At 71.8% G+C, this 16695-nt stretch carries 11 protein-coding genes; all 11 read left to right on the top strand.

Annotated elements, in window-relative coordinates; genetic code table 11:
• Nucleotides 1–145 precede the first annotated feature (145 nt).
• A complete protein-coding gene (locus ACFYW8_RS20380) occupies nt 146–1483 on the top strand; it encodes a DUF6716 putative glycosyltransferase (RefSeq protein ID WP_389077081.1) in 1338 nt (445 codons plus the stop codon).
• Nucleotides 1484–1559: 76 nt separating this feature from the next.
• Nucleotides 1560–2867 (top strand): cytidylyltransferase domain-containing protein, encoded by a 1308-nt coding sequence (locus ACFYW8_RS20385; RefSeq protein WP_389077086.1) that lies wholly within the window; start codon nt 1560–1562, stop codon nt 2865–2867.
• 14 nt (nt 2868–2881) lie between these two features.
• Nucleotides 2882–3820 carry an N-acetylneuraminate synthase family protein gene (locus tag ACFYW8_RS20390; RefSeq protein ID WP_389077091.1) on the top strand — a complete coding sequence of 313 codons (939 nt, stop codon included), beginning with the start codon at nt 2882–2884 and terminating at the stop codon, nt 3818–3820.
• 38 nt (nt 3821–3858) lie between these two features.
• Nucleotides 3859–4938, top strand: a complete 1080-nt coding sequence (locus tag ACFYW8_RS20395) for a hypothetical protein (protein ID WP_365870704.1) — start codon at nt 3859–3861, stop codon at nt 4936–4938.
• 261 nt (nt 4939–5199) lie between these two features.
• Nucleotides 5200–6429, top strand: a complete 1230-nt coding sequence (gene pstC / locus ACFYW8_RS20400) for a phosphate ABC transporter permease subunit PstC (RefSeq protein WP_389077097.1) — start codon at nt 5200–5202, stop codon at nt 6427–6429.
• A gap of 1 nt (nt 6430) precedes the next feature.
• Nucleotides 6431–7732, top strand: a complete 1302-nt coding sequence (gene pstA / locus ACFYW8_RS20405; RefSeq protein ID WP_389077102.1) for a phosphate ABC transporter permease PstA — start codon at nt 6431–6433, stop codon at nt 7730–7732.
• Nucleotides 7732–9501 carry a phosphate ABC transporter substrate-binding protein PstS gene (gene pstS, locus ACFYW8_RS20410; protein ID WP_389077106.1) on the top strand — a complete coding sequence of 590 codons (1770 nt, stop codon included), beginning with the start codon at nt 7732–7734 and terminating at the stop codon, nt 9499–9501. The genes pstA and pstS overlap by 1 nt, the downstream gene beginning before the upstream one ends.
• Before the next feature lie 77 nt (nt 9502–9578).
• The gene (locus tag ACFYW8_RS20415) at nt 9579–12248 is read left to right on the top strand and encodes a hypothetical protein (RefSeq protein ID WP_389077110.1); all 2670 of its coding nucleotides are present in this window, start codon (nt 9579–9581) and stop codon (nt 12246–12248) included.
• Nucleotides 12249–12386: 138 nt separating this feature from the next.
• Entirely contained in the window at nt 12387–14381 is a 1995-nt protein-coding gene (locus ACFYW8_RS20420; RefSeq protein WP_389077113.1) for an Ig-like domain repeat protein, read from the top strand.
• Nucleotides 14382–14501: 120 nt separating this feature from the next.
• Nucleotides 14502–15410, top strand: a complete 909-nt coding sequence (locus tag ACFYW8_RS20425) for a sortase (protein ID WP_389077117.1) — start codon at nt 14502–14504, stop codon at nt 15408–15410.
• A gap of 260 nt (nt 15411–15670) precedes the next feature.
• The gene (gene pstB, locus ACFYW8_RS20430) at nt 15671–16495 is read left to right on the top strand and encodes a phosphate ABC transporter ATP-binding protein PstB (protein ID WP_389077288.1); all 825 of its coding nucleotides are present in this window, start codon (nt 15671–15673) and stop codon (nt 16493–16495) included.
• Nucleotides 16496–16695 lie beyond the last annotated feature (200 nt).

Raw genomic sequence — 16695 nt, forward strand, 5'->3', positions numbered from 1 at the left:
CAGGTGAACGACGCGTGGCGGAATCATGAACCGCGTCGCTTTCTCAGCCGATCCTGGGCTGATCCCCCATTCGTCGACGTGCTGTTAACCGTTTGTTGTATTCGGGTTGGGCCGCTCCTCGAATTGGGTTCCTAGCGTCTAGGACGTGCCAGCAAGTACCACGAAGTCCCTGCGAGTGGCCGTCCTCGCGGATTCCGACACCAGGTGGAAATGGGGCTCGCTCACCGCGAACCGCATTTCCCCGGCCGAATCGGACATCCGCCTCGACGGGTTCCTCCTGCGCGGCCGAGCCACCCCGACCGCCCGTCAGCTCGAAGAGGTCGGCGTCCGCGCGGACTCCCTCCGCGAGGTCACGGCCGTCGAGTTCCTGCGCGAGCTGGGCAAGGAGGACTGCCCCTACGACGTGGTCGTCCTCGCCCTGGTCGGCGGTGCCGTCCAGGCGCTGCTGCACGGTCTGGCCCGCGCCTGGGACGGGCGGACGAAGCGGCCCCTGGTCGTCACCGGCTACGTCGGAGTCGTCTACGAGAAGCTCGCCGACGGGCTGCTCCTGCGGCACGGCGCGGATCTCGTCCTCGCCAACTCCCGCCAGGACGCGGACCGTTTCCGGGCCGTGTACGAGGGGGTCGGCGCCGACGCCGGGTCGGTGACCGAGGTCGCGCTGCCCTTCCTCGGCGGGGCGGCGTACACGGAGAACGACCCGTCCGCGAAGCAAGGGGGCAGGCCCTACACGGTCGTCTTCGCCGCCCAGCCCTCCGTACCGGAGAGCCGCAAGGACCGTACCTACCTGCTGGACCGGCTGATCCGGCACGCGCGGCTACACCCGGACCGCGAGGTCCTGCTCAAGCTGCGCTCCAGGCCGGGCGAACACACCACGCACATCGAGGAGCTGCCGTACCAGAAGCTGGTGCAGAAGGCGGACCCGCCGGCCAACTTCCGGCTGGTGTACGGCCACATGGGTGAGGTACTCGACCGCACCGACCTGCTCGTCACCATCAGCTCCACCGCCGCCCTGGAGTCCCTGCACCGCCGTATCCCCACCGTCGTCCTCAGCGACCTCGGGGTGCGCGAGGCGCTCGGCAACCACCACTTCGTGGGCTCCGGCTGCCTCGCCTCCTGGGACCAGCTCGACGCCGGGTACCGGCCGGTGCCCGACGCGGCCTGGGTCGCCCGGCAGGGCGTCGCGGCCGACGGCTCCTACGAGACGGCCTTCGACGCGGCCCGGCAGCGCATCACCGGGCTGCTGGCGGCGGACAAGCTGCCGCCCCTCGCTCCCTACTACACCCCCGTCACCGCACCCGGCTATCTGCCCGGCATCCTCGCCCGCCACCACCTCGGCCCGGACGGCACCCCGCTGCCCGGCGCCCCCGCGGCGGACCGGGAACCCAGCCCCGTACGGCAGATCGTGCGCCGGGCCGCCCGCGGCGCCTACCGGCACGGCGTCCAGCGCGTGGCACCGGTGATCCGGCGGATGGGCGAACTGTGAGCGCCCCGGCAGCGGGCAGCCCGCGGTCCGTCGCCCCCCACGCCTTCCTCGCCATCCTCGTCAAGGAGAACTGCGCATGACCAACTCGGAAGCGGGCCAAGCCGCGCCGGTGCGCCGCGTACTCGCGGTGATCCCCGCGCGCGGCGGCTCCAAGGGCGTGCCCGCGAAGAACCTCCTCCCCGTCGGCGGTGTGCCGCTGGTGGCCCGCGCGGTGCGCGAGTGCCGCGCCGCCCGCCTGGTGACGGACGTGGTCGTCTCCACCGACGACCAGGCCATCGCGGCCGCCGCCCGCCAGGCCGGCGCCGAGGTCGTGCTGCGTCCCGCCGCCATCGCCGGGGACACCGCCACCTCCGAGGCCGCCGTCCTGCACGCCATGGACACCCATGAGGCGCTGCACGGCTCCCCGGTCGACGTGGTCCTGCTCGTGCAGTGCACCAGCCCGTTCATCATCCGCGAGGACGTGGACGGCGTCGTGAACGCGATCGTCGGGAACGGCGCGGACACGGCGCTGACCGTGGCCCCCTTCCACGGCTTCGTGTGGCGCGACGGCGACGACGAGGCCACCGCCGCGGTGGCCGTCGAGACCGAGCGCGCGACCGTCGACGGCGGCACCGGCACGCTGGTCACGGACACCGCCACCAGCGGCGGCTACGGCGTCAACCACGACAAGTCCTTCCGCCCGCGCCGCCAGGACCGCCCCCAGGACCTCCTGGAGACCGGTGCCGTCTACGCCATGGAGGCCGCAGGCTTCCGTGAGGCGAGACACCGCTTCTTCGGCCGCACCGAACTCGTGCGCACCGACCCGGCCCGCGTGCTGGAGATCGACGACCCGCACGACCTCGCCCGCGCCCGGGCCCTCGCGCCGCTCTTCGACGCGAACAGGCCCGGCTCCCTCCCGACCGCCGAAGACATCGACGCGGTCGTCCTCGACTTCGACGGCACCCAGACCGACGACAGGGTGCTGATCGACTCCGACGGACGGGAGTTCGTCTCCGTGCACCGCGGGGACGGCCTCGGTATCGCCGCCCTGCGCAAGAGCGGGCTGACGATGCTGATCCTGTCCACGGAACAGAACCCGGTCGTCGCCGCCAGGGCCCGGAAGCTCAAGATCCCGGTCCTGCACGGCATCGACCGGAAAGACCTCGCACTGAAGCAGTGGTGCGAGGAGCAGGGCATCGCGCCCGAGCGCGTGCTCTACGTCGGCAACGACGTCAACGACCTCCCGTGCTTCGCCCTCGTGGGCTGGCCCGTGGCGGTCGCGAGCGCCCACGACGTCGTGCGCGGCGCCGCACGCGCGGTCACCACCGTCTCCGGTGGCGACGGCGCGATCCGAGAGATCGCCAGCTGGATCCTCGGCCCTTCTCTCGACTCCCTCGACAAGTAAGGAACTTCCCCGCCATGAGCACCAACTCCCGTCTGCGCAACTTCGGTTCGAAGACCGCCGGCCCCGGCCACCCCGTCTACGTCGTCGGCGAGATCGGCATCAACCACAACGGTGAGCTGGAGAACGCCTTCAAGCTCATCGACGCCGCCGCCGAGGCCGGCTGTGACGCCGTCAAGTTCCAGAAGCGCACCCCGGAGATCTGCACCCCGCGCGACCAGTGGGACATCGAGCGCGACACCCCCTGGGGCCGCATGACCTACATCGACTACCGCCACCGCGTGGAGTTCGGTGAGGACGAGTACCGCCAGATCGACGAGTACGCCAAGAGCAGGAACATCGACTGGTTCGCCTCCCCGTGGGACACCGAGGCCGTCGCCTTCCTGGAGAAGTTCGACGTCCCGGCCCACAAGGTCGCCTCCGCCTCGCTGACCGACGACGAGCTGCTCCGCTCGCTGCGCGCCACCGGCCGCACGGTCATCCTCTCCACCGGCATGTCGACGCCGAAGCAGATCCGCCACGCGGTCGAGGTCCTCGGCAGCGACAACATCCTGATGTGCCACGCCACGTCGACCTACCCGGCGCAGGCCGAGGAGCTCAACCTCCGCGTCATCAACACCCTCCAGGCCGAGTACCCGAACGTTCCGATCGGCTACTCCGGTCACGAGACGGGCCTGCAGACCACGCTGGCCGCGGTCGCCCTCGGCGCCACCTTCGTCGAGCGTCACATCACCCTGGACCGCGCGATGTGGGGTTCCGACCAGGCGGCCTCCGTCGAGCCGCAGGGCCTGACCCGCCTCGTCCGCGACATCCGCACCATCGAGGCCTCCCTCGGTGACGGCGTCAAGAAGGTCTACGACTCCGAGCTCGGCCCGATGAAGAAGCTGCGCCGCGTCACGGGCGTCGTCGCCGAGGCCGAGATCGCCGCGGCCGCGGGCGAGCCCGTCTCGGTCTGAACGCCCTGAATTCCTTACGACGGGACGGTCGTACGTCGATGAGCACCCGCGCCGGTTCCGCCGGCTCCCACACTCTCGCCTTCGTCGAGAGTCCGGTACAGCTCCTGAACGTGCTGGAATGGGCGCACGCACATGCCCACAACGGTGCGGCGCCCGGCGCGGGGCTCACCCTCGTCGTCCTGTCTCCCAACGACCCGATGACCCGTGGTCAGCTCCGTCGGATGGCGGAACTGGCCCGCGACGAGGGCCACGCGGTCCGCTGGGAGGAGGCGCGCGGCGGCACCACGGCCCCCTTCCACACGATCGGGGGACTGGCTCCGCTGCTCCGCCGGGCCCGGCGGATCGTCATGGGGGACCCGTTCTCCCGCTATGTGCAGCTTCTGCTGACCATCACCCGGGCGCGGGACCTCGTCGTGGTCGACGACGGCACCGCGACGATGGAGTTCGTCGCCCAGCTCGCCCGCGGTGAACGCCTGGTGCGCTGGCACCGGCGCGGTGGCCGCCCCGGTGCGCGGGACGTGCTCTTCGCCCCCGTGTCCGCCGCGGCCCGCCGCCGGCTGACGCCCAGTGACCGCCGTACGGTCGAGGTCTTCTCCTCGATGCCGATCGAATCGGCACCGGACGGGGTGGAGATCACCGCCAACGACTTCTCCTGGACCCGGGCCAGGTTCGGCCCGCCACGCATCACCAAGAGCGCGGACATGGTCGGCACCTCGCTCGTCGAGACGGGCGTGGTCGATCCTGACCGCTATCTGGAGGCGGTCCGCGCGCTGGCCAAGGCGCACGGCGCGACCCGCTACTTCGCGCACCGCCGCGAGAGCTCGGACAAACTGCACCGCCTGGCCGTCGAGACCGGTCTGGAAATCGTCCGTCCCGACCTGCCGCTCGAACTGATCGCCCGGCGCGGCCCCATCGGCCGGACGATCCTGAGCTTCCCGTCCACGGTCGTGCACACGCTGCCGCTCGCCCTGGCCGGCACCGAGGTGCGTGTCGCGGTCTGCGACATCGACCCGAGCTGGCTGACCGAGAACGCCTCGCCAAGGGCCCAGGGTTTCCTGTCCGGGGTCACGGGGACGGCCCGGGACGTGCACCGCCTCTCGGCGGTTTCGACCGTCTAGAACAAGCCATACCTTTTCGGTGGGTGGAGCCCGGCGTATCGCGCCGGGCTCCACCCGTTCGTCCGCCACCATGATCTACGCGCATCATCCGGTCCCTTTGCGCGGATCCTCCACGACGAGCGCACCGAACAGCCGTGTGTTGTTCACCGGTTCTCCATGGTTCACGCGTGAGAGAGACACGATCCGGCCATTGAATCGCAGCGCGCGGTACCGGCCGTGGACCGCGCGGGGATTCCGTTTCCGGAATGGGGGGACAAGCACGTGGCGTCCGCGCAAGAGGAATCCGACAGACCGGAGTCCGGAAGATCCGAGTCCGGAGAACCGGCATCCGGCATACCGGAGTCCGGGATATCGGAGTCCGGAGAACCGGCATCCGGCATACCGGAGTCCGGGATATCGGAGTCCGGGATATCGGAGACCGAGGAGCCGGAGTCGGCCGGAGCGGAGTCCGGCAGGTCGGGGGCCGAGGGGTCGGGGGCCGGCAAGGCCGTCCCCGGCCGGCCCGAGGTCCGGGAGCTCACCCCCCGCCGGCTCAACGCCGCCCGCGGCCTCGGCGACCGCGTCTTCCGGTACCAGCTCACGGCCGCCGGTATCGCCGTCCTCGCCGTCATGGCGGGGGTCGGACTCTTCCTCCTCCTGAGGGCCGGTCAGGCACTGCGCGCCCGGGGCTTCGCCTTCCTCACCACCCCCGAATGGCAGCCGGACGTCCACAACTTCGGCATCGCCGCCGTCATGACCGGCACCATCCTGATCGCGTTGGTCGCGGTGACGGTCTCCGTGCCGCTCGCCGTCGGAACCGCCCTGTTCATCACCGACGTGGCTCCGCCCAAACTGCGCCGCACCCTCGTGTCGATGGTCGACCTGATGGCGGCCGTCCCCTCGGTGGTGTACGGGCTGTGGGGGCTGTTCTTCTTCCAGCAGCACGTGATCGGCCTGTCGCGCTGGCTGTCCACCTGGTTCGGCTGGATCCCCCTGTTCAAGGTGGACGGTGCCCAGCCGGGCGAGCCGCTGGCCACCGACAGCGTGTACACGGCCTCCACCTTCATCGCCGGGATCGTCGTCGCCCTGATGGTCGCGCCGATCCAGTGCTCGGTGATGCGCGAGGTCTTCTCGCAGGCTCCGGCAGGTGAACGCGAGGGCGCCTACGCGCTCGGCGCGACCCGCTGGGGCATGATCCGCAGCGTCGTCCTGCCGTACGGCAAGGGCGGCATCATCGGCGGCACGATGCTGGGGCTCGGCCGGGCGCTCGGCGAGACGATCGCGGTGTACATGATCATCTCGCCCGTCTTCACCATCCAGCTTCACATCCTGCAGACCGGCTCGAACTCGGTCTCCTCGCTGATCGCCCTGCACTACGGCGACGCCTCCACCTTCGGTATGTCGGCGCTGATGGCGGCGGGCCTGGCGCTGTTCCTGCTCACCCTGGCGGTCAACTTCACCGCCTCCTCCGTGGTGGCCCGCAGCCGCTCCGGCGCGCAGAGCGAGGCATGAGATGACCGTCATCGAAGAAACGTCCCTGTCCGGCGTGACCGAGGCCGAGCCCGAGCCCGTGTCCGCGGATGTCGCGGTGGAGCAGGCGCGCCACGCGCCGGGGCCCCTCCGGCCGCGCCGCATCGGAGGGGTCAGCCGCGCCGGGGTGCTTTCCCTGTGCGGTGCCGCCGCCTCGGCGCTCTGCGTCACCGTCCTGCTGTTCGGTCAACTCGCCCCGTTCTCTGGTGTGTTGGGCTTCACGGTCACCGCCTATCTCGTCTTCCTGGCGATCTACGCGGTACTGACCGGGCTCGACGAGGACGGTCAGGCGGTACGCGACCGGGTGATGACCGTCGTGCTGTGGACGGCGGCCACGCTGCTGTTCTCCGGTCTGTTCATGGTCGTCGGCTTCACCGGCTGGCGCGGCAAGGACGCCCTGCCGCACGGCAACTTCTTCACCGAGGACATGCAGGCCTCGGGCCCGCTCGACCCGCTCACCCACGGCGGCATCGCCCACGCGATGCTCGGCACCCTCACCATGATCGCCATCGCCCTCGCGATCACCGTGCCGCTGGGCCTCGCCTGTGCCGTCTATCTGAACCAGATCCCGGGCCGGTTCTCCCGGTTCGTCCGCACGATCGTCGAGGCGATGACCGCGCTGCCCTCGATCGTCGCCGGCCTGATGGTGTACGCCACCTGGATCCTCGGCCTCGGCATGCAGAAGTCGGGACTCGCGGCCGGCTTCGCGATCAGCGTGATGATGCTGCCGATCGTGATCCGGGCCTCCGACGTGGTGCTGCGGCTGGTGCCCGGCAACCTCACCGAGGCGGCCGAAGCACTCGGCGCGCCGCGCTGGCGCACGGTGTGGCACGTCGTGCTGCCCACCGCACGCTCGGGCCTCGCCACCGCCGTCATCCTCGGCACCGCCCGCGGAATCGGCGAGACCTCGCCCGTCCTGCTCACCGCCGGTTTCACGGCCGCGCTCAACGCGGACCCGACGAACGGGCCGATGGTCTCGCTGCCGCTCGCGGTCTTCAACTTCGTCAAGTCGCCCGAGCCCACGATGATCGCCCGCGGCTTCGGCGCCGCCGCCGTCCTGATGGCCCTCGTCCTGGTGCTGTTCGTGATCGCCCGGGTGATCGGCGGGCGCGGCCCCGGCCACCAGACCAAGCGCCAGGCCCGCCGTACCGCACGCGCCTCACGGCAGGACGTACGGCGCTTCGAGGACCTGCACGCGCCCGGCCTGTCCCTGTTCGAGAGCCCCGGGGGATCGCACCCCGCGGAAACCGCCCTGTCCGCCCCCGCCACCGGAGAGACCGACTGATGCGCAGCCACCTCCACACCGCCCTCGGGCGCCTTCGGGCACTCGGGACGCTCGGCGCGCTGCTCGGCGTGATCGCCGCGCTGCTGGCCGGTCCGCTGGCGGCCCCGGCCGCCGCCGACAGCTACACGCCGATATCCGGCGCCGGCTCCACCTGGGCCGAGAACGCCGTCGACGAATGGCGCCGCGCCGTCAACCAGTACGGCATGCGGATCAGCTACGCCGGCACCGGATCCTCCGACGGCCGCCGGCAGTTCCTCAGCGGCACCGTCGACTTCGCCGTTTCGGACATCCCGTTCCAGACCCACCCGACCGACGGCTCGGCCGCCGAACGGCCAGGGTCCGGGTCGTACGCCTACATGCCGATCGTGGCCGGCGGCACCGTCTTCATGTACCACCTGACGGTCAACGGCAAGCGGGTCACGAACCTGCGCCTGTCAGGCGACGTGGTCACCAAGATCTTCACCGGCGCCATCAAGACCTGGGACGACCCGGTCATCAAGGCCGACAACCCGGGGCTCCAGCTCCCGCACCGCGCCATCGTCCCCGTCGTACGCTCCGACGGCTCGGGCTCCACGGCCCAGTTCACGATGTGGATGGCCGCCCAGCACAAGTCGCTGTGGCAGTCCTACTGCAACCGGGTCGGCCGCTCCGGAGCCTGCGGGCAGACCTCGTACTACCCGACCGTCCCCGGCATGATCGCCCAGTCCGGCGACCTCGGTGTCGCGGGCTACGTCGCCCAGAACTACGGCGAGGGCGCGATCGGGTACGTCAACTACTCGTACGCCCTGAACGCGCACTATCCGGTCGCCAAGGTCCTCAACCACGCGGGCTACTACACCGAGCCGACCCCGCAGAACGTCGCCGTCTCGCTGCTCAAGGCGAAGATCAACACCGACAAGAGCTCCGCGGACTACCTCACCCAGAAGCTCGACGGCGTCTACAACGACTCCGACCGGCGCAACTACCCGCTGTCCAGCTACTCGTACATGATCCTGCCCCTGAAGGTGCAGGGCACCTTCACCAAGACCAAGGGCAAGACGCTCGGCGCGTTCTCGTACTACTTCATGTGCCAGGGCCAGCAGCAGGCGCCCTCGCTCGGCTACTCGCCCCTGCCGATCAACCTGGTGAAGGCGGGCTTCGACCAGATCCGCCGCATCCCGGGCGTGCAGGCCCAGAGCATCAACCTCAAGGGCTGCAACAACCCGACCTTCTCCAGCGACGGCCACAACAAGCTCGCCGACACGGCACCCTACCCGGCCGCCTGTGACAAGAAGGGCGCCCCCGCCTGCACCACCGGCAGCGGTGGCGCCAAGGCGGGCGGCAGCTCGGGCGGTTCGGGCTCCACGGGCGGCACGAGCGGCGGTTCGACCTCGGGCGGTTCCACCGGCGGAAGCGCGAACGGCGGTACCAACGGCGGGAGTTCGGGCGGCGGCGGAACAGCCGCGGGAGGCGGGACCGGCGGCGGCTCCGCCCCGGTGGTCGACCCGGACACCGGCCAGACGCTCTCGCCCGGCACGGGCGGCGGCTCGGGGACCGGTTCCCCGGGCGGCAGCGGTGGAGGCACCGGCGGCACCGGCGCGGTGAACGACACCATCTCGCTCGCCCAGCCGGTCTCCGTGGCCGGCACCCAGGGCTGGACCAGCACCCAGACGCTGATGCTGATCGCGGCCTTCCTCGTCCTCGGACTCGTCCTGCTGCCCTCCGTGGTGTCCCGGGCGATCGCCGGGCGCGGCACCGGCAAGGACGCCGGAGAGGGGCAGAAGCGATGAGCTCCCGCAGCAGAGGAACACGCGGGGCGAGACCCGTGGCCACCAGCCCGCGCACGCGCGGGAGAGCGGTGCTCCGCATGCGACGGCTGCTCCTGCGCGTCGTCGCCGGAGCCGCTGTGGGCGCCCTCGCCGGACTCGGCGTGGCCCAGGCCGCCGCCCCCGCGTCCGCGGCGGGCACCGTGGCCACCACCTCCGCGGCCGTCACGGTCTCCGGCCGCGGCGAGTTCAAGGACATGAGGTTCACCGTCGACCAGACCACCCATCTGACCAGTCAGGCGGTCACGGTCTCCTGGTCCGGCGGTACCTCGTCCACCTTCGCCGGCACGTCGTTCAACACCGACTTCGTGCAGATCATGCAGTGCTGGGGCGACGACGACGGCACCGTGCCTTCCAACCCGGGCCCCGCGCGCACCCAGTGCCAGTACGGCGCCTCGCCGACCACCGACCGCGGCGGCTGGCCGGGCAACGACTACGACGACACCCGCAAGGTGTTCTACAGCGCCGATCCCACCAACTACGGCCAGGACAACCGGTACGGGGCGGCCAACCCCAACGCCCCGGGCGAGGTGCCCTTCAAGTCCGTCGACGGCACGGTGATCACCTCCGGTACCCAGAACAACGCCCTCTTCAACCGCAACACCACCAACGAGGTCGACTTCGCCCGCACCGGCGCCGACGGCTCCGGCAAGGAGTACTTCGAGGTCCAGACCGCCAACGAGGCCCCGCAGCTGGGCTGCGGTCTGCCGGTCACCGCCAACGGCGGCACCAAGCCGCGCTCCTGCTGGCTGGTCATCGTCCCGCAGGGCCACCTCGACCTGGACGGCAAGCCGTACGCCGACCACAGCCAGGTCAACGCCGGTTCCCCGGTCTCCTCCACCAACTGGCAGAACCGGGTCGCGATCCCGCTCGGCTTCAACTCGGTCGGCACCAACTGCGCGCTCGGCGCGAAGGAGCGCGCCACCACCGGCAGCGAGCTCGCCGCCGACGCGATGACCAGCTGGCAGGCGGCCCTGTGCCCGACCGGCACGGTGTACGGCTACACCGAGCTGGGCGAGCCGGACACCCGCGCCCGCCTCACCGGCGACGGCTCCTCCGGCCTCGCCTTCACCACCCGCGCCCTCGGAGCCGACGCCGGGACCACGGCACCCTCCGACCCGACCGTGTACGCGCCCGTCGCCCTCTCCGGAACGGTCATCGGCTTCACCGTCGAACGCAGACCCAAGGCGGGCGCGCCGGACTCCGTCCGCGAACTCGCGGGCACCAAGGTCGAATCCGTCGACCTCACCCCGCGCCTGGTCGCCAAACTGCTCACCGAGTCGTACCGCAACTCGCCCTGGGGAGCGGTGCTCGGCGACAACACGGCCACCGGCTACGGCTGGGCGAGGACGAACCCCGCGGGTCTGGCGAGCGACCCCGAATTCATCTCCCTCAACCCCGAGTTCGCGGACCTGTCGGTCTCCGAGACCCCGTCCACCGACACCGACCTGATCACCGCGCTCGGGCACAGCGACTCCGCCCGCGCGCTGTGGCAGTGGATCCTCTCCGACAAGGACGCCCGCGGCTTCCTGGCCGGTGCCGCCGACAGCTGGGGCACCCGGGTCAACCCGTACTACAGCACCGACGCGGACCTGAACCCGTCCGGCATCGCCTTCGATCCCGCGAGCTCCGACGACTACCCCAAGAGCGACCCCTGGTGCGCGATCCCGCCGGGCACCGACGCCACGGTCAAGCAGTGCATGACCGACTACCACCCCTACGTGGAGGACATGCACTCCGGCGCCCTGCACACGCGGCGTGCCGACACCCTCTGGAAGTCCAGCTGGGACGCGCTCGCCAACCCGCCGGCCTTCAAGAGCCCAGGACCCCAGACCGTCGGCTCCCGCTTCGTGATCACCGTCACCGACGCGGCCTCCGCCACCCGCTACGGCCTGCAGACCGCCCGGCTGCGCAACACCGCCGGTAAGTTCGTGGGCCCCTCCGCGTCGTCCCTGACCGCCGCGGCCACCGGCGCCACCGGCACCGGAGCCCCCGAGATCACCCCGGCCACGGCCGACGCGGAGGGCGCCTACCCGCTCGCCCAGCTGGTCTACGCGGCCGTTCGCCCGGCCGCGATCGACACGGCCGCCCGCAAGGACTACGCGGCCCTGCTGCGGTACGCCGCGGGTGACGGACAGACGAGCGGCGCCGACCCGGGCCTGCTCCCGGGCGGCTACGCCCCGCTCCCGGCCGCCCTGCGAACCAAGGCGACCAAGGCGGCCGACGCCCTCGTCCACTACACCGGACCCAGCTCGACGCCCTCGGGCGGCGGTTCGGGCCCGGCCGGCGGATCGAGCGGCGGCTCCACGGGCGGCAGCGACTCCGCGGGCTCCGGCGGAGGATCGGGCGGCACCGGCTCCGGTGGCTCCACCGGCGGCGGCGACACCGGTGGCGGCAGCGGCGGCAACAGCGCCACGCCGAGTGCCGACGCGAGCGCCGGGCCGAGCGCCGCACCGTCCTACGACGGCGGCAAGGCCGTACAGACCACCGCGCTGGGCACCACGCCCGACGACCCGGCCAACTCCCTGCGGTACGCCGTCCCGGTCGGTGCCGCGCTCGGCGCCTTCGCCGGCATCGGCGCGCCGTTCGCCGGCGGCGGCAGGCTCCGGCTTCCGCTGCGTGTCCCGCTGCCCGGCGGCCGTGGAGTGACCGTCCCCGCGTTCACCCCGCCCGAGTGGCTGCGCAAGCTGCTGTCCGCCGGCCGGAGCTGAGCTCGTGGAGCGCGGGCCCGGCCGGGCCCGCGCTCCCCACAGACGGCCGCCCGCCCCGAAAGGCAGTCGGGGCGGACGGCCCGTACCACCCTGCCAGATCCTCCCGACGTCACGTCGCACACCCTCTGGAGACTCTCAATGCGCACGATGCGCCTTTCGGCGGCCATGGTCGCCGCCGCCGTGGTGTCCGGCACGCTGGCTCTGGCGAGCCCGGCGTCCGCCGACCCCACCCCCGCCAGCACCTTCCGCAAGCTGGTCGGCGTGGGCTCCGACACCACCCAGGACGTGCTCAACGCCCTGGCCGGCGACACCGTCAACAACAACAGCTACGCCTCCACCGCCGTGAAGTCGGCGAGCGGCGCGGGTGTCGCCTCCTACGACGCGATCGAGCCCGTCACCGGCTCCACCTCCTCGAACATCACCACCCGCACGGGTGGCCCGTCCTTCCTGCGCCCCAACGGCTCCGGCAAGGGCCGCCTCGCCCTCAGCATGTCGCTGACCGGCGACAAGTACCCCGACGGCCTGGGTGTCTCCATCAAGGGCCAGGTCGACTTCGCCCGCTCCTCCAGCGGCCCGAGCACCTCCGGAACCGCCTTCACCTACATCCCGTTCGCCCGTGACGCGGTCGGTGTGGCGGTCCGCGGCTCGGCCCTGAACACGCTGACCGTCGACCAGCTGCACGACATCTACTCGGGCACGCTGACCGAGGTGAACGGCCAGACCGTGCACCCGAAGATCCCGCAGAGCGGCTCGGGCACCCGCAAGTTCTTCCTCGGCGCCATCGGCCTCACCGACGCCACGCTCTCCCTGAACGTCGGTACCGTCCAGGAGAACCAGGCCGACGGAGCCCTCGACGCCGACGGCTCGCTCGTGCCCTTCTCGGTGGGCAGCTGGATCGCCCAGAACAACGGCATCTCCCCGGACTTCAGCACCACCGCGGCCACCGCCGGCGCCCACCTGGCCGCCGTACAGCTGCCCGGCGACACCGGTGCCACCACCCCGGTCACCACCGTGAACGGCAAGCTCGCCCCGGTCGGCGCCTACTACGAGAACGCCACCTTCGGCCGCGACGTCTACAACGTCGTTCCGTCCCGGGCGATCGACCCGACCGGCATCTTCTTCGACAAGGACCTCTACGACGTCTTCGTCACCAGCGGCACCCACGAGGCGGCCCTCGCCTCCGACGCCGCCGAGGGCGTCATCGCCAAGTTCGGCTTCGTGAACGAGTCCTACAACGGCTCGGTCAACCCCACCAAGCACGCCAGGCTCGGCGGCCTGGAGGAGTCCGGTGTCGACGCGTCCACGCCGGCCGCGCCGGCCCTGAGCGGCACCCGCGGCGACGGGAGCGTCAAGTTCAACTGGACCGCTCCGTCCGCCACCGGCCTCCCGGTCACCGACTACCGCGTGACCCTGACCGGTTCGGACGGCGCCGTCGTGGCCGTCAAGGACCTCCCGGCCACCACCAGGTCGTACACCTTCAGCGGTCTGGCCCTCGGCCACTACACGGCCGAAGTCTCCGCCGCCAACCTCAACGGCAGCGGCGCCGTCGCCTCCTGGACCGGCGACATCAAGTACACGACCACCACGAAGGCGACCACCGCGACGACCGCGTACGGCAAGGCCCCGAAGGTCGCCGTCGCCGTCGCCGACACGCACGGCGTCGTCGCGACCGGCACGGTCACCGTGAAGGAGGGCACCACCACCCTCGGCACGGGCACCCTGGACCGCACGGGCAAGGTCTCCATCAGCCTGTCCAGCCACCTGAAGGTCGCCAAGCACAGCCTCACGGTGTCCTACGCGGGCAACAGCAAGCTCCTGACGTCCGCCGGAACCGTCTCGCTGACCGTCTCGAAGGCGACCCCGAGCGTCAGCACCTCGGCGCCCGCCTCGATCAGTCACCTCTCGCAGGCCAAGGTCACCGTCAAGCTCTCCGCGACCGGAACGACGCCGACCGGCACGGTCCGCATCTACGAAGGTTCGCGCGTCATCGCCACCGGCACCCTGAGCGGCGGCAAGGTGACCATCAAACTGCCCAAGCTGTCCCGCGCCACGCACACCCTGCACGCCTGGTACGCGGGTTCCACCACGGTGAACTCGAAGAACGGCACCACTTTCAAGATCAAGTCCACCTGATCCGTGGTCTGTTGAACCACCCTCTCGCCGGGGGGCGCCCAGCAGGGCGCTCCCCGGCGGGGCCCCTTTCCGCTTTCCGCCCCACCCGTTCCATGAGTTGAGTGAAGGAGGCGTGCCGCCGTGACGGTCGCCGTACAGACCACGCTCGCAACGCCCGCGCCGTGGCCGGGCGTTCGGAGCGTCACCGCCGTCCGGCACCTCGCCCGCGGCGGCCTGCTCACCCTCGCGGCCCTGCTGCTCGGCCTCACCGCGCAGCTGCTGTTCCTCAGCGGCTTCCAGGAACGAGCGGCGCAGCACGCCGCCTACGACTCCCTGCGGGCCCAACTGGCCCTGGGCACCGCCCCGGTGGCGCAGACCGACCAGGAGGGCGCGCTGCTCGCCCCCGGAACTCCGGTCGCGCTCATCGACATCCCCGCCCTCCACGTCCACCAGGTGGTCCTCGAAGGCACCGACTCCGGCGTCATGACCGACGGCCCGGGCCACCGCCGGGACACCCCGATGCCGGGGCAGGCCGGCACCAGCGTTCTGATGGGCCGCGCCGCCGCCTACGGGGGTCCCTTCGAGCGCCTCGGCGACCTCGCCGCAGGCGACACGTTCAGTGTGACCACCGGCCAGGGCAAGGCGAAGTACCAGGTCTTCGGCATCCGGCGCGCCGGTGACCCGGCGCCCGCACCGCTCGACGCGGGCAAGGGCCGCATGGTCCTCCTCACGGCCACCGGACCGGACTTCATGCCCGGCGGAGTGCTGCGCGTCGACGCCGAGCTGGTCTCCGCGCCCGCGCAGACCCCGGCCGCGGTCATCCGCTCCGGCACGCTTCCCGAGGCCGAACAGCCGCTGGCCCGGCCCGGCGGAACGCCCTGGCCGCTCGTGATGTGGCTCCAGGCTCTGGTGGCCGTGGCGGTCGGCGCGGTGTGGGCCTGGCACCGCTGGGGCCGTCACCAGACCTGGATCGTGTTCGCGCCGGTCGTCGCCGTCCTCGGCCTCCAGGTCGCGACCCGCGCCACCGAACTGCTGCCGAACCTGATGTGACACCGCCCACCGGCCCCACCCCCGTGACCCGGCCGAGCCCGCCCCGACCCGCGACCCGGCCCAGCCCGACCGACCCCGTGACCCAGCCGTGCCCGACCCGATCCCGCCATGAGGTGCCCGACGTGACCGATGCGACCGCCGCGCGTGACAGCGCCGCGACCGAGACCGCCCCGACCGACAGCGTGCCGGCCGCCACCGCCGGGACCGGCCCCGCCACCGCCGTCATCGACCCGGCGACCGCCGCGGCCGACACCGTCGCGCTGCCGCCCGTCCCGTCGGACGGGACCCTCCGGGCCCGGCCGGCGGAAGCCCCCGCGGAGCTCGACGCGCGCGAGGTGTCGGCCTGGTTCGGCAGCCACCTGGTGCTGGAGCGCGTCTCCCTCACCATGCCCGCCGGACAGGTCACCGCCCTCATCGGCCCCTCCGGCTGCGGCAAGTCGACCTTCCTGCGCACCCTCAACCGGATGCACGAGCTGATCCCCTCCGCCGCGATGGCCGGCGAGGTGCTCTTCGACGGCGAGGACATCTACGCCCCCGAGCGACGGCTGACCGAGGCCCGGCGCCGGATCGGCATGGTCTTCCAGAAGCCGAACCCGTTCCCGGCCATGTCGATCTACGACAACGTGGTCGCGGGACTGCGCCTGACCGGCACGCGAACGGGCCGCCGTGAGAAGGACGAGCTGGTCGAGGAGAGCCTGACCCGGGCCGGTCTGTGGAAAGAGGTCCGGGACCGGCTGCGGCAGCCCGGCGGCGCGCTCTCCGGCGGTCAGCAGCAGCGTCTGTGCATCGCCCGCGCTCTGGCCGTACGGCCCCGGGTGCTGCTGATGGACGAGCCGTGCTCGGCTCTCGACCCGACGTCCACGCGTCGCGTCGAGGAGACCATCCACGAACTCGCCGACGAGGTGACCGTCGTGATCGTCACCCACAACATGCAGCAGGCGGCCCGCGTCTCCCAGCAGTGCGCCTTCTTCCTCGCCGAGCAGGGCACCCCGGGCGGCATCGTCGAGCACGGCCCCACCGCCGACATCTTCGGCACCCCCAAGGACCAGCGCACGGCGGACTACGTGGCGGGCCGCTTCGGCTGAGCCGCCACCCGGCCGCCCGCGCCGGACCGCTCCCGCCCGGCCCGGCCCGCCCGCGCCGGGCGCGCGTGCCCGGCCCGCTCGTCCCCGCCGCCCCCGCTCCCGCGCCCCGCCCACCCGCGGATCACGGAAGGTGACGCGACCGTCGCGCGGTGGTGACGATTACGGAATCCGGTTGCGGTGTTGTGAGACTGTGGAGGCCG

This window comes from Streptomyces sp. NPDC002742 (assembly GCF_042888885.1).
Classification (GTDB): domain Bacteria; phylum Actinomycetota; class Actinomycetes; order Streptomycetales; family Streptomycetaceae; genus Streptomyces.